General features: G+C 63.0%; 12 protein-coding genes and 2 tRNA genes. 8 read left to right on the forward strand and 6 right to left on the reverse strand.

Annotation, left to right across the window (positions count from 1 at the left end; genetic code table 11):
* Positions 1-31 precede the first annotated feature (31 nt).
* Positions 32-433 carry an Hsp20/alpha crystallin family protein gene (locus HYG81_RS30460; RefSeq protein ID WP_180839845.1) on the reverse strand — a complete coding sequence of 134 codons (402 nt, stop codon included), beginning with the start codon at positions 431-433 and terminating at the stop codon, positions 32-34.
* Positions 434-507: 74 nt separating this feature from the next.
* On the reverse strand, positions 508-1,521 hold the full coding sequence (locus HYG81_RS30465) for a type II glyceraldehyde-3-phosphate dehydrogenase (protein ID WP_180839846.1): 1,014 nt from the start codon (positions 1,519-1,521) through the stop codon (positions 508-510).
* Positions 1,522-1,772: 251 nt separating this feature from the next.
* On the opposite strand from HYG81_RS30465, the gene HYG81_RS30470 reads away from it, so the two are divergent.
* The 5 genes from HYG81_RS30470 to HYG81_RS30490 all read left to right on the forward strand — a co-directional run bounded on the left by HYG81_RS30470 (position 1,773) and on the right by HYG81_RS30490 (position 5,885).
* Positions 1,773-2,729 carry an aminopeptidase gene (locus HYG81_RS30470; protein WP_180839847.1) on the forward strand — a complete coding sequence of 319 codons (957 nt, stop codon included), beginning with the start codon at positions 1,773-1,775 and terminating at the stop codon, positions 2,727-2,729.
* Positions 2,730-2,880: 151 nt separating this feature from the next.
* Positions 2,881-3,462 (forward strand): LURP-one-related/scramblase family protein, encoded by a 582-nt coding sequence (locus HYG81_RS30475; RefSeq protein WP_180839848.1) that lies wholly within the window; start codon positions 2,881-2,883, stop codon positions 3,460-3,462.
* A 181-nt stretch (positions 3,463-3,643) separates the two neighbouring features.
* On the forward strand, positions 3,644-4,297 hold the full coding sequence (locus tag HYG81_RS30480) for an HVO_0476 family zinc finger protein (RefSeq protein ID WP_180839849.1): 654 nt from the start codon (positions 3,644-3,646) through the stop codon (positions 4,295-4,297).
* 134 nt (positions 4,298-4,431) lie between these two features.
* Positions 4,432-5,067, forward strand: a complete 636-nt coding sequence (locus HYG81_RS30485) for a protein-L-isoaspartate(D-aspartate) O-methyltransferase (RefSeq protein ID WP_180839850.1) — start codon at positions 4,432-4,434, stop codon at positions 5,065-5,067.
* 56 nt (positions 5,068-5,123) lie between these two features.
* Entirely contained in the window at positions 5,124-5,885 is a 762-nt protein-coding gene (locus HYG81_RS30490) for a protein-L-isoaspartate O-methyltransferase family protein (protein WP_180839851.1), read from the forward strand.
* Positions 5,886-6,572: 687 nt separating this feature from the next.
* Here HYG81_RS30490 and HYG81_RS30495 read toward each other — a convergent pair.
* The 4 genes from HYG81_RS30495 to HYG81_RS30510 all read right to left on the reverse strand — a co-directional run bounded on the left by HYG81_RS30495 (position 6,573) and on the right by HYG81_RS30510 (position 10,194).
* Positions 6,573-8,696 carry a bacterio-opsin activator domain-containing protein gene (locus HYG81_RS30495; RefSeq protein ID WP_180839852.1) on the reverse strand — a complete coding sequence of 708 codons (2,124 nt, stop codon included), beginning with the start codon at positions 8,694-8,696 and terminating at the stop codon, positions 6,573-6,575.
* 245 nt (positions 8,697-8,941) lie between these two features.
* Positions 8,942-9,352, reverse strand: coding sequence for a group I intron-associated PD-(D/E)XK endonuclease (locus HYG81_RS30500; protein WP_180839853.1), 411 nt, complete (start codon positions 9,350-9,352; stop codon positions 8,942-8,944).
* Between the two features lie 293 nt (positions 9,353-9,645).
* Positions 9,646-9,718: transfer RNA gene (locus HYG81_RS30505), tRNA-Asp, on the reverse strand.
* Positions 9,719-10,121: 403 nt separating this feature from the next.
* Positions 10,122-10,194: transfer RNA gene (locus HYG81_RS30510), tRNA-Asp, on the reverse strand.
* 326 nt (positions 10,195-10,520) lie between these two features.
* Here HYG81_RS30510 and HYG81_RS30515 point away from each other — a divergent pair.
* From HYG81_RS30515 to rpoB, 3 genes are read left to right on the forward strand one after another with little or no spacing between them, the layout of a single operon-like run.
* Positions 10,521-10,748, forward strand: coding sequence for a DNA-directed RNA polymerase subunit H (locus HYG81_RS30515; RefSeq protein WP_180839854.1), 228 nt, complete (start codon positions 10,521-10,523; stop codon positions 10,746-10,748).
* On the forward strand, positions 10,749-12,329 hold the full coding sequence (locus HYG81_RS30520) for a DNA-directed RNA polymerase subunit B'' (protein WP_180839855.1): 1,581 nt from the start codon (positions 10,749-10,751) through the stop codon (positions 12,327-12,329).
* A 6-nt stretch (positions 12,330-12,335) separates the two neighbouring features.
* The gene (rpoB, locus tag HYG81_RS30525; protein ID WP_180839856.1) at positions 12,336-14,165 is read left to right on the forward strand and encodes a DNA-directed RNA polymerase subunit B; all 1,830 of its coding nucleotides are present in this window, start codon (positions 12,336-12,338) and stop codon (positions 14,163-14,165) included.
* Position 14,166 lies beyond the last annotated feature (1 nt).

Raw genomic sequence — 14,166 nt, forward strand, 5'->3', positions numbered from 1 at the left:
TCTGCTGTAACGATTCGACCGCGACTGTCGATTACTCGAGACTGATGTCCGACGACTGTTCGGCGCGGTCGAAGACGACCTCGAGGATGCCGTTGTTGTAGGTCGCGGACGCGGTGTGTTCGTTGACGCGGGTCGGCAGCGAGACGCGCTCGTCGTACTGGCGGTGATCGCTCGAGGCGGAGATGGTCAGCGTCTTCCCGTCGCACTCGAGTTCGATGTTGTCCTTCTCGACGCCGGGGAGGTCGGCGACGACGCGGACCTCCTCGTCGGTCTCGTGGATATCGACGTGCGTGTCCATGCCGAAGCCGCTATCGACGGTACTCGAGGAATTGAAATCCACGTTGGCATCCGCGCCGTTCATCATCTCGTTCATCATTCGTTCGATCTCGCGGAACAGATCGTCGAAGGGTTCGTCGCGGTCATCTCGGCGCATAACGGACAGTAAGCTACCGGGCGGCAAAAACTTTCTGTCGCCGCGATACGATCGAGGATCGGATCGGCGGCTCCTTACAGTCCGATTCCCAGCGTCTCGTTGGTCGTCTCGATGCTTTCGGCGGCGTCGGCGCTGCCGGTCACGGCTCGGATCGCGTCGACGTTCTCCGGCACGACGTCGCTCTCCTGGTGGATGCCCTGGAACAGGTAGAGATCGCGCCCGACGGTCGAGACGGATTCCTCCCAGATGCAGTTCTCCCAGATGTCGCCGCGCGGCCGGCCCGCGTCCAGCGCGTACTCCTTGAGCGTCCCGCTGCCGTCGATGTCCATCCGCTCTGGGATCAGGAACAGGCGCGACTCGTCGGCGAACAGCTCGCGGACCTCGGAAGCGTCGACGTCCTCCTCGAGGGTGACGTTGAGGCTGTGCATGTGCATCAGCGTCGCGGGCACCTTCATCCCGAGCGTGTCGATGTCGAGGTCGGGGAAGATGGTCTCGACGTCGGGGCCGTGGTGGGATGGAATCGTCACCGGGTTCGGGAGGATGTCGTTGATCGGCCCGCGGTCGGACTGGCCGGGATCGCCGCCGCGACGGACGAGCGTCGCGCGAACCTTCTCGACGCCGTAGGCCTCCCGGAGCGGCGCGATGACTCGAGAGAGGCCGGTCGTGTTACAGGAGACGACGCGCACGTGGTCGGCGTCGACGGCGTCCTCGAAGTTCGAGCGCGCGTTGAAGCTCACGTCGGTGAGCTCGGCGTCCTCGCCGCCCTGGTAGAGCGCGGGCGTGTCGTGCTCCTCGTAGAGTTCCTTGTTCTGCGCTCCGATTCCCGAGGGTGTCGCGTCGACGACGACGTCGGCCTCGGCGACGAGGTCCTCGACCGGACCCGCGATCTCGAGGCCGGCCTCGGCGAACAGTTCCTCGCGCTCCTCGATGGCCGCGTAGAGCGGGAATCCCTTGTCGATCGCCGTCTCGGCCTCGAAGTTCGGGCGCGTCTTCGCGACGCCCAGTACCTCCATGTCGGGCTGTTGCCGGACGGCGTCCGCGACGCGCTTGCCGATCGTACCGTAGCCGTTGATTGCGACCTGTTGCATGTACCGGGAGTGTACCACCGAGCGGGATAATCGTTTCGAGGACCCGCAGCCGATACTTACTCGAATCGGAGTTCTCGATCGCTCTCGAGGCCGATCTCGGTACCGGTTCACACGGAACCGGTCCGGCCAACCCCGTCCGTCTAACCCGACCCGCGCACCGGTCCAGGCCCACGGGCTCGCCCGTCCGTGAACCTGCGTGCACAGCGCGACCGAGGACAAGACATATCGGCCCGCTTGCCGCACACTCGCGTATGACAGCACTTCGAGCCGCGGCGGAGACGGCGGTCCGCCAGTGTCTGGGTCTCAAGGCGGGGGAGTCGTGTGCGGTCGTCACCGACGACGACCGGGTTCCGATCGGGGAGGCGATCTACGCGGTTGCCAGCGAGATCACCGACGACGCCGTGATCGTCCGCTATCCGCCGGGCGAGACCCACGGCGGCGAACCCCCCGCACCGGTGGCAGCGGCGATGGCCGGGTCCGACGTCGTCCTCGCGCCGACGACCAAGAGCCTGAGTCACACTCGCGCGCGCACGGACGCGAACGAGGCCGGTGCGCGGGTCGCGACGCTTCCGGGGATCACCGAGGACGTCTTCACGACGGGGCTGGCGGCCGACTACGAGTCGATTGCGGCTCACTGCGAGGCGGTCCGCGAGCAGGTCGCGGGGGCCGAGGAGGTCCGCGTCACGACCGATGCCGGCACCGACATCACGTTCGGCGTTGGCGACCGCGAGTGGCTCGCCGACACCGGCATCGTCCACGACCCCGGCGAGATGTCGAATCTCCCCGCAGGCGAGGTGTTCATCAGCCCCGAAACCGCCGACGGGATCTTCGTCGTCGACGGGACGATGATGCCCCACGGTCTCCTCGAGGATAGCCAGACCCTCACCTTCGCGGTCGAAGACGGGTTCGTCACTGAGATCTCGGACGACGAAATTCGCGAGGAGGTCGAGAACGCCGCGGAGACGGTCGGCGACGCCGCGTACAACCTCGCGGAGCTGGGAATCGGGACCAACGTCGCCGTCTCCGACCTCGTCGGCTCGGTCCTCCTGGACGAGAAGGCCGGCGGCACCGTCCACATCGCGATCGGTGACGATGCGGGGATCGGCGGCGACACCGAAGCGCCGATCCACCTCGACGGCATCATCCGAGAGCCGAGCGTCTTCGCTGACGGCGAGCCCGTCGACCTTCCGGTCGCCGATAGTGACTGACTGATCGACTGGGCGACAGACGCTCGAGGCCCCGTTCTCGATTGCGGTTGCTACTGCTTCCGTCGAATCCGTTCCGTCGGGATGCGCTCGAACCCAACCGACATGTGAGAACCTAGTGGTTTCAAGTCCGGGTGGTGTGAGATGGAAACCGATGAGCGATACTCGCGCGTACGATATCGAGGGAATCGAACTCACTGACGACCGCTATACGGTCGAACAGGGATTCGTCCGGAACAAGTACAGGGCGCTCGACGCCGACGGGAACGTCGTCCTCCGGGGCAAACAGAAGATGCTGAAGATGAAAGAGGAGTTCCCCTTCGTCGACGTCGACGGGAACGAAGTGTTCACGGTGAAAGCCGGCGGCATCATCGATGTCGCGGGGAACTACGTGCTTTCGGATGCTCGGACCGGCGAGAACGTCGTCATTCTGGACAACGACTACTCGTTGCTGCAGGACACGTGGAAGATCCGCGACGCGACCACCGAGGAAAAACTGGCCGAAATCAACTCCCGCGGTGCGATGGTGACGCTGGCCCGGAACGTCCTTCCGTTCGGCGGCTGGATCCCGCACAAGTACGAGATCACCGATGGGGCAGGCGCTCACGTCGGTTCCATCAGCGGCCAGTTCTCGTTGCGCGACCGCTACGAGATCGTCATCGACGACGCCAGCACCGTCCCCAAAGAACCCATCATCGCCGCGGCGATGGTCATCGATGCGATCCAGGGGAACTAATTTCGCCTCGAGTCAGACCGTTCATCCCGAGCCGGACTCCTCCCCTCGAGACGGCTTGTTTACCCAGGCCTGACGCTCGGCTGAAGCCGGCGCGGGTGGCCAATTCGACCGGTCGTCGATGCGTGTGAGGGGACGAAGACGGGTTCAATCGCCTTTTAGGTACGTAGCCGTTAGGTGCGCTATGAGCGAAACACCGGATCGGGTTCCGACACCCTGTCCTTCGTGCTCGCCGGACCTCGAGACGGTCCACGAGGTACTCACGGAGGGCGGCGGCACCCTGACCGTTCGATGCAGCGAGTGTAGTCACGTCCACAAGATCCAGCCCGATACCGAGTCGGAGGTCACCCTCGATGTCGTCGTCTCCCAGGGCGGCGAATCGTTCACGGCGAACGTCACCACGCCCGAAGACGAGCAGATCGAAGTCGGCGACGAGTTCATCCTCGAGACCGACGAAGTGCTCTCGACCGTTCGCGTGACGAGCGTCGAACTCGACGGGCAGAAACGAGTTGAAGAGGCCCCCGTCGAGGAGATCGAGACCGTCTGGTCCCGCGAGGTCGACAACGTGGCGGTCAACGTCACGATCCACCCGCAGGACGGCTCGAGGGACGACAGCCACAGTATCACGGTCCACGTCCCCGGCGACTACGAGTTCGAGGTCGGCGCGGTCGAGTCCTTCGGCGACGACGAGTTCGAGATCGACGCCTTCGTCGTCCGCGGCGACGCCGACGGCTACCGGCGAGACCGCTTCGAGGAGGGTGGCGATACGGGCTTCGCGAAGGACATCAAACGCGTCTACGCCTACGACGAGCAGAGCAGCGCCTGGTCGGCCTGGTAAGCGGGCCGCGTCGCGCTGCTGACTCCAGCGCCGGCTCCTCATCTCCTGCCGTCTACTCTCCAGCGCCACGGTGTACCCCCGGTACTCGCCACCCCACTCCCTACTGTTCTCGAGTGCGTATTCGACGCCGACTCATGTCTGACACCGATAGCTACGAGGCTCCACGTCGACGGATGGTCGAGACCGTCGCGTCGCGCGTGGACGACGACCGCGTCCTCGCGGCCCTCGAAGCCGTCCCTCGTCACGAGTTCGTTCCGCCCGACCGTCGGGATAGCGCCTATGCCGACCGGCCCCTGCCGATCGGCGACGGCCAGACGATCAGCGCGCCCCACATGGTGGCGATCATGGCCGACCTGCTCGAGGCCGAACCAGGCGACGCGATCCTCGAAATCGGCACCGGCTGTGGCTACCACGCCGCGGTGACGGCCGAACTGGTCGGCGACGAGAACGTCTACACCGTCGAGTACAGCGGGGAGTTGGCCGAGCGGGCCCGCGACCGACTCGCGGAGCTGGGCTACGACGACGTCTCGGTCAGGGTCGGCGACGGACGCGACGGCTGGCCCAATCACGCGCCCTACGACGCCGTCTACTTCACCTGCGCGACGGCCACCGTTCCCGACCCCGTCGTCGAGCAAGTCCGGCCGGGCGGCCAGGTGCTCGCGCCGATCGGGACCGGTCGCCAGACGCTCGTCGACGCGACGAAACGTCCCGACGGCTCGCTCGAGCGAACCGACCGCGGCGGCGTGCGATTCGTCCGGATGCGAGGGTAGCTGACAAGCGGACGAGCAAGCGCGCCATTCATAACGACCGGTGCGATAGCTGGCGCATGGACCTCGCGGTACTCCGAGAGGACATGGTCGACGGCCTCGAGGCCGCGCCCAAGGACGTCCTCTCGGACGAGACCGTCTCCGTCGCGATGCGCGACGTGCCACGGCACGCGTTTCTCGACGACGAACGGACGGCCTACGCCGATCGCGAACACGACGCCCTCGGTACTCGCGTCCTCTCCCCGAGCACGGCCGCCAGACTGCTTCAGGCGCTCGCCCTCGAGGACGGCGAGACGGTGCTGATCGTCGGCGTCGGCGTCGGTTACACCGCCGCCGTCGCGGCCGAGATCGTGGGCGAGACGAACGTCCACGCCGTCGATATCTCCCGCCCGCTAGTCGTCGAAGCGCGGGAGAACCTCGCTGACGCGGGCTACGACGGTGTCCTCGTCGACTGCCGCGATGGCGCGAACGGCTTCCCCGAATACGCTCCCTTCGACCGGATTCTGCTCGAGGCAGCCGCGGTCGAACCGCCCCGTGCGCTGCTCGAGCAGTTGGCCGACGGGGGACGGCTCGTCTTCCCGCGTGGCACCCAGCGACAGCGACTCGAGGCCGTCTCGGCCGATGGCACGGTCGATCGGTTCGATCCCGTCTCGTTCGATCCGCTGCTGGTCGAGGGTGAGCAATCGGGGGCCGTTGAACGAAACCGAATGACCCGCGAGGATCGCGAACGGGCCCAGCGACGCGCCGAATCCCGTCGCGGGTGGGAACAGGACTGGATCGAGTGGGACGATGCCGTGAGCCAGCAATCGCGGCGGCGCTGACCCCGTAGCACGGCCATCTCGCCTCGCTGCGGACGGCGTCATCGGCCGATTTGTGGCCGATCTATGGTCGAGTCGCTCTCCGACTGCTGCTTTCCCAGGTGTACTGTGTTCCGATCGCAGTTGACGGGTATCCGGGGATGTCTCTCGAGGGTTCGTAGAAAGGGGTGGGGGGAATGGGGTGGCGACAGTCTGCCTCAGATCGCCATTTCTTGGTATGGGCTGGCGAGGGTTAACTATGTTCTATAATTGTTTAGCACCTCAATTTGGAGGACACTAATCAATTAGTGCCCAACCGAGAGATGGCGACTGCCAATTTCCATTCGCGTCATTCGGGTGCTGTGGCTGGTTTCGATGGCTTCCTTTCGAAGTGCGCCGATCCAATCGCTTCTGGATCGATTCCCGCGCATCAATCGCCCCAGAGACGAATCGAGCCGAACACGCGTTGCTCTCTGGGATGTTATCTCAGCTGAACGAACACGTGAGCGACGAGCTCGCGATCAGGGCCCAATAAGGCTAGTGTCAGTATTGGATCGGAGAACAGCGTCGCTACCGGATGAACGTTCGCGGAAAGGGGGGTGGGGGGATTGGGGTGGCGACAGCTTGTCTCAGATCGCCAACTATCGATACGAACCGATGGTGGTTAAGAATGACTTCTAACTGTTTGTATGGTCGGAGAATTCATACTAATCAATTAGAGCCACCGTCGAACACCATGGTCACGAGCTTTCGTTCGGCCGCCCGCAGGTGGTAGTGATACGTCGGCGGCGAGATGTCGAGCGCCTCCGCGATGTCCTCGCCGGTGCTGTCCCGCGGCCACTCGAAAAAGCCGCTGTAATGGGCCGCTTGTAACGCCTCGAACTGCTTGTCGGTGAGCCGTTCCGCGAGGTGCGTATCGAGCTGGCGCGCCGACTGCGTGGTCGTCGTCTCCCGCTTGGCGATCAGTTCCGTCTCGGGATACTCCTCCCTGATCGATTCGATCAGCGACCGCGTCTCAACTCGCTGTGGGACCTCGAGAACGAGCGTGGACGTTCCGTCTTCGGCCGTCGCCATCCGGATCCGCACGTCGTACGTTCGAAGCACGTCGAGAAACGGCGTCGTCGCCACCGTCAGCTCGAACAGCGTCTCGTCCTCGCCTTCGGAGACGACCGACAGCGTCTCGATCGACGCCCACGCCGCTTCCAGCGACGTGAGATCCGCCGTCGACGGCGCGCTGACGAACAGCACGATCCCGTCCTCGCCGCGGTCGACGACCCCCTCGAGCGTGACCGGATCCGCCTCCGCGACGTGGGCTGACAGCCGGTTGAGCAATAGCCGCGAGTCACCGACGGCGAGTTCGAGCTCGAGGCGACTGTCGGTCAACATCGCCCGCGTCCGTTCGACCGACTGAATCGCGTGGCCGATCGTCTCCCCGAGTTCGGCGAGCACCTCGCGCTCGCGCTCGCCGACCGCGTCGGCTCCCGCGACGTGGACCATCAGGACGCCGTAGCGGCGTTCGTCCGCGGCGAGCGGGACGCCTAACACCGTCTGAAATCCGTAAGTCAGCGCCTCCTTGCGCCGCATGGTCCACCGGTCGGCCTCGAGTACGTCGCGCACCGTCCGTACCTGTCCCGACTCGAGGATCTCCCGGACCAGCTCGATCTCGGGTGCGCAGTCGTTGCCGGCGCGGATGCCGTCGATGTACGCCGCGTCGATCCCGGCCCAGGCGGTCGGAGTGGGCGGTTCGTCGTCGCTCGCGGCGATCCAAGCGAACCGATACCGGTCCGTCCCGGCGAGTCGATCGCATACCGTCTCCTCGATCTCCGCGCGCGTCGACGCCTGCGCGACGCCGTGATTGATCTCGCGGACGATCTCGTTCGTATGATTGAGTCGTGTCAGCTCTTCGTTTTGCTGCGTGAGCGTCCGATCGTGATCGCGAAGTAGCTGCTCGCGTTCGGCCCGGTCCAGCGCCGCCTCGGTGTTGGCCGCCAGAATGTGCAACAGCTCGGTCATTGTCTCGTCGAATCCATCGACGTCCTCCGTCCCCGCGACCAGCACGCCGTGGGTCCCCAGCGGCACGATCAGTTCGCTTCGACTCACTGCTTCCGCGGCATCGACCTCGTCTTCGCGCCTGACGTCCTCATAGTAGGCACTGTCTCCCTCCGAAAACGCCTCCCAGACCAGCCCCTCTCCCCGTTCGAACGTCTCCGCCGGATCGCCCAGTTCGGGCGAGCGTCGCGTCGACGCCGCGTGCTCGAGGGCCCCCGCCGTCGGCTCGAACGCGTAGGCCGCGGCGACGGCCACGTCCAGGATCTCACGTGCCGTCTCGACCGCCGCCCGGTAGATCTCCACCTTGGTCTCTGCTCGCATCAAATCCCGCGTCGTCTCGTGTAACGTCGTCAGCGTCCGTTCGTAGCGGCGCTCGCTCTCCCGGAGTTCCGTTTCGGTGCGGTACTGGGCGACCGCGTTCGTGATCTGGTTCGCCAACAGCGCGTACTGTTCCTCGCCGGATTCCTTCTGGAGATACTGGGTCACGCCCGCCGCAATCGCCTCGCTGGCGATCTCCTCTGACCCTCTCCCCGTAAAGAGGATAAACGGCAGGTCGGGATCCGTCGCTCGGACCCGCTCCAACAGCTCCAGACCCGTCATCTCCGGCATCTCGTAATCGCTGACGATACAGTCGACCTCGCGGCGCTCGATGACGCCGAGCGCCTCCGCGCCATCCGTCGCCGCCTCGGCGGCGATCGACTCGCGCTCGCGCTCGAGCATCTCTCCGGCCAGAGACGCGAAGCCGGGTTCGTTGTCGACGACGAGTACGGTGATTGGTTGTGACATGGTCCACTAGCACCGACATACCGCTGTTCTGACGGGTAACCGCCTGCGTTGTCGGATCACATAAGCAGGTGCCACGAACCTACTAATATATTAGGATATAGAGCACTCGCATGGTAACTCTTTACGCAGGAGAGGTGGATTCGAAAGAACCCGTGAAAATCGGGTGTAATTGAATGCATCCTGATTTATACACTGCCCACTGGCATTCGTAGAACAGTTCTGTTCAAAACAGTGCTTACAGCCAATTACGGCAGCCGAACGTCGAATCGGTACGCCTCGGCTCGGTTGACGCTGGGATGATCAATCTTCGGCTCGGTTAACCGCAAGTACGTGCTTTTCTTCCCGGCATCCTCGACTGGCACCCAGTACAGTTTATCACTCTCCTTACACCGAACGGCGAATACGTCGACCGCTCCGTCGTAGTCATCCATCGTTACGTCCCCATCGACAGTCGTTTTACTGGCCGTTTTGAATCGAACAACGTCGTCTTCGATCCATCCAGTTTTGCACTGTACTGTGAGTAACTGCGTTCCAGTATCTAATACGAGATCGTACTTATCGTTGTCACCGAACGGAATCGAGACGGAGTACCCTTCTGCGATGAGTGTCGAGAGGATTCGTGCTTCGGTTTCGTCACCTGTTTGCTTCGTATTCATCGCTCGTTTGACCCAGTAGGACGTTTACGAACATCCCCGATATGATATTCGAACAATTATAGATGAGTGATGGCTAAAGCAAAATAGAGGTAATTGTTTGGACGTGATACCGGAGTCCCGCCGTCAGAGTTGTTTGTGGAAGAAGCACTCAAGTCCGGATTTAAATCGGTGCCCAGACTTCCAGGCATGCGGTTTCACTCTCGTTCACGGCTTTCTAGCTTGTGTTCCCAGCTCTCACCTATGAGTGATGAGTCACACTATGCAGTACTCGTCGGAATTATTGCGAAAGAAGACGCCCGAGGCGGGATTTGAACCCGCGTCACGACCGTGACAGGGTCGTATGATGGGCCACTACACCACCCGGGCACGCAACTCTTCGTTTCCCCGTCGCAGTATTAAGGGTTTTGTTCCCACTTCGTTCTCTCCTTAGAGTGACAGAATTACTACCCCGGTTTTGAGCATGAATTCCTCCCTGTTTCTATAGTAGTCATTGAAACGATTTACACATTGATTGTCCAGTCCGTGGTTCACACTCACGTCGCTCGCTTCGAATCGCGCTACCATCGTACTCTTCGTTTCGCAAAATTTGAATGTTCGCGACGCAATAAGCCGGTCGCTCACGGCTTTGAATCCGAGAAAGTGCCTGAGGCGGGATTTGAACCACGGTCGTTCTGCTCACTGCGTTCACTCGTTCTATAGTTCAAATTCCTTGTTCCGTTTTTTGAAGAATAGCGACTCGCTTCGCTCGTCGGTTAGTTCCTCGAAAAAGCGCCCGAGGCGGGATTTGAACCCGCGTCACGACCGTGACAGGGTCGTATGATGGGCCACTACACCACCCGGGCTTCAACACATGGTTACCCGCTGCTGGTATTAAGGCTTTTCAATCGAACACCGTGTGGTACGGTCAATCGCGCCATGATAGCCGCCTCGAGCCGCGCTCTCCCCATTCCACGTCACAAACTCACATGACCCACAAGGAATATAACTGAGAACCGGATACTCTCGAGTGTGATCGACGGTTCCGGTCAGCTTCGCCCGGCCGGGTAGCCCCGCTTGTGCCTCGAGTTAGTAACCGTTAAATGGTTCCCGCCGCTACCTGCCTGTAGTATCTCGTGACAGCCGCTTCTCTCCCAATAGCCGACACGCACACCCACACTCACACCAACACATGGTAGACGTAAGCCAACACGAACTGGTTCCGGAGCACAGTGTCCTCGAGGACGACACGCTCGAGGAGGTGCTCGAGGAATACAACATCGACCGTACAGATTTACCGAAGATCAAGCGCAACGATCCCGCACTGCCGGACGAGGCGGAGATCGGTGACGTCATCAAGATCGTTCGCGACTCGCGGACGACCGAGCAGGCAATCATCTATCGACTCGTGGTGGAATAAATGGCAATTGAACTGAACCGCGACGACCGACGAGAGATTTCGCGTGAATATTTCGCGAAGGAACGGATCGCCGAACACCACTACCGCTCGTTCAACGCCTTCCTCAACCGCGGCATGCAACAGGTCGTCGACGAGAAGGAGACGATCGATACGGATATCGGCGATAAGGAAGGCGAGGAGCCGGTCCACGTCGAACTCGGCGACGTTCGCGTCGTCACGCCGCGCGTCCGAGAGGCGGACGGTTCGGAGGAACTGCTGTACCCGCAGGAGGCACGCCTTCGCAACATCACCTACTCCGCACCGGTGTTCATGGAGATGTCCATCGTCAAGGGCGAGGAGGGCGACGAGCGGGTCGTCGACTCGACCGAGACGAAGATCGGCCGGATGCCGATCATGGTTGGCTCCGACAAGTGTAACATCGCCGGGTTCTCCGACGAGGAACTGATCGAGATCGGCGAGGACCCCGCCGACCCCGGCGGTTACTTCATCGTCAACGGCTCCGAGCGAGTGTTGATGACGAGCGAGGACCTCGCACCGAACAAGATCCTCGCGGAGTACGATACCAAGTACGGCGACGAGATCCAGGTCGCCAAGACCTTCTCACAGCGCCGTGGCTACCGCGCCCTCGTGTTGTGCGAACGGAACCGCGAGGGGCTACTCGAGGTGTCGTTCCCCTCGGTGTCGGGCTCGATCAACTTCGTCACCCTCGTGCGTGCGCTCGGACTCGAGAGCGACGAGGAGATCGTCCACAAGGTCTCGAACGACCCCGAGGTCGTCAAGTACATGCTCGAGAACCTCGAGGAAGCGGAGGTCCAGACCGAGGAAGGGGCCATCGAGGAGCTCGGGAAACGCGTCGCCTCCGGCCAGGGGAAGAACTACCAGCTCAAGCGGGCCAACTACGTCATCGATCGCTACCTCCTGCCCCACCTCCACGAGGAGGGCGTCGAGGAGGAAGACGTCCGGATCAACAAGGCTCACTACCTCTGTCGGATGGCCGAGGCCTGTTTCGAACTCGCGCTCGGACGGCGCGAGTCCGACGACAAGGACCACTACGCGAACAAGCGGCTGAAGGTCAGCGGCGACCTGATGAAGGACCTGTTCCGGACCGCGCTGAACAAGCTGGCGCGGGACGTCAAGTACCAGCTCGAGCGTGCGAACATGCGGAATCGGCAGCTCTCGGTGAACACGGTCGTTCGATCCGACGTGCTGACCGAGCGCCTCGAGCACCCGATCGCGACGGGCAACTGGGTCGGCGGCCGCTCCGGCGTGAGCCAGCTGGTCGACCGGACCGACTTCATGGGCGTTCTTTCCCACCTGCGTCGACTTCGCAGTCCGCTCTCGCGCTCGCAGCCGCACTTCGAAGCGCGGGACCTGCACGCGACCCAGTGGGGTCGCATCGGGCCGTCGGAGACGCCGGAGGGACCGAACTGTGGGCTGGTGAAGAACTTCGCCCAATCGATGGAGCTCTCACAGAACGTCGAGGACGAACAGGAACTCAAACGCGAACTGGCATCCATGGGGGTCGAGGGCATTCCCGGCCTCGAGGGTATCGAACGGACGACAGCGTCAGGGGACGACTAATCAATCATGAGCAGCCAACAACGAGAGGCGAAAGTCTACGTCAACGGGTCGCTGGTGGGGACGCACTCCGACCCGCACGAACTGGCAGAACAGATCCGCGAAGCGCGACGCATCGGCGACGTCAGCGAGATGGTCAACGTCTCGGTGAAAGACCGGACTCGCGAAGTAATCGTCAACGCAGACGCCGGCCGCGCACGGCGACCGCTGCTGGTCGTCGAGGACGGCGAACCGCGCATTTCAGAACAGGAGATCGAGGCGCTCCAGGACGGCGACCTCGAGTTCGAGGACCTCGTCGACCACGGTTACATCGAGTTCATCGACGCCGAGGAGGAAGAGGACATCCTCGTCGGCGTCGACGAAGACGACCTCACCGAGAAACACACGCACCTCGAGATCGACCCGTCGCTGATCTTCTCGATCGGTGCGGGGATGATCCCCTACCCCGAGCACAACGCCTCGCCCCGCATTACGATGGGGGCAGGGATGATCAAGCAGTCGCTGGGGCTCCCCTCGGCCAATTATCGGATCCGGCCGGACACGCGCCAGCACCTGCTGCACTATCCGCAGCTGTCGATGGTGAAGACCCAGACGACCGAGCAGATCGGCTACGACGAGCGGCCGGCGGCGCAGAACTTCGTCGTCGCCGTGATGAGCTACGAGGGATTCAACATCGAGGACGCGTTGGTCATGAACAAGGCCAGCGTCGAGCGAGCACTCGCCCGCTCGCACTTCTTCCGGACCTACGAGGGCGAGGAACGCCGCTACCCCGGTGGGCAGGAAGACCGCTTCGAAATTCCGAGCCAGGACGTCCGCGGTGCTCGCGGTGAGGAAGCGTACACCCACCTCGACGAGGACGGCCTCGTCAACCCCGAGACGACGGTCGACGAGAACTCCGTCCTACTCGGCAAAACGAGCCCGCCGCGATTCCTCGAGGAACCTGACGACATGGGTGGCCTCTCGCCCCAGAAGCGCCGCGAGACCTCCGTTACCATGCGCTCGGGCGAATCCGGGATCGTTGACACCGTCACCCTCATGGAAGGTGAGGACGGCTCGAAGCTCTCGAAGGTGTCCGTGCGCGACGAACGGATCCCCGAACTCGGGGACAAGTTCGCCAGCCGCCACGGCCAGAAGGGGGTCGTCGGCCACCTCGCACCCCAGGAGGACATGCCCTTCACCGAGGAGGGCGTCGTCCCCGACCTCGTGCTCAATCCGCACGCGCTGCCGTCGCGGATGACCGTCGGCCACATCCTCGAGATGATCGGCGGCAAGCTCGGTGCGATGGAAGGCCGGCGCGTCGACGGGACGCCCTTCCTCGGCGAGGAGAAGGACGCGCTCCGCGAGGGGCTCGAGGAAGCCGGCTTCGATTCGGCCGGCAAGGAGACCATGTACTCCGGGATCTCCGGCGAGAAAATCGACGCCGAGATTTTCGTGGGGGTCATCTTCTATCAGAAGCTCTACCACATGGTCTCGAACAAGCTGCACGCCCGCTCTCGCGGGCCGGTGCAGGTGCTGACCCGCCAGCCGACGGAGGGGCGCGCCCGCGAAGGTGGGCTGCGTATCGGAGAGATGGAACGCGACGTGTTCATCGGCCACGGCGCGGCCATGACGCTGAAGGAACGACTCCTCGACGAGTCCGACCGCGAGTTCATCCACGTCTGTGCGAACTGCGGGATGAGCGCGGTCGAAAACGTCGAACAACGGCGTGTCTACTGTCCGAACTGCGACGAGGAGACCGATATCCACGAGATCGAGATGAGCTACGCGTTCAAGCTTCTCTTGGACGAGATGAAGGCGCTGGGTATCGCACCGCGACTCGAACTGGAGGACGCCGTCTAAC

The sequence above is a fragment of the Natrinema zhouii genome (assembly GCF_013456555.2).
Taxonomy (GTDB): Archaea; Halobacteriota; Halobacteria; order Halobacteriales; family Natrialbaceae; genus Natrinema; species Natrinema zhouii.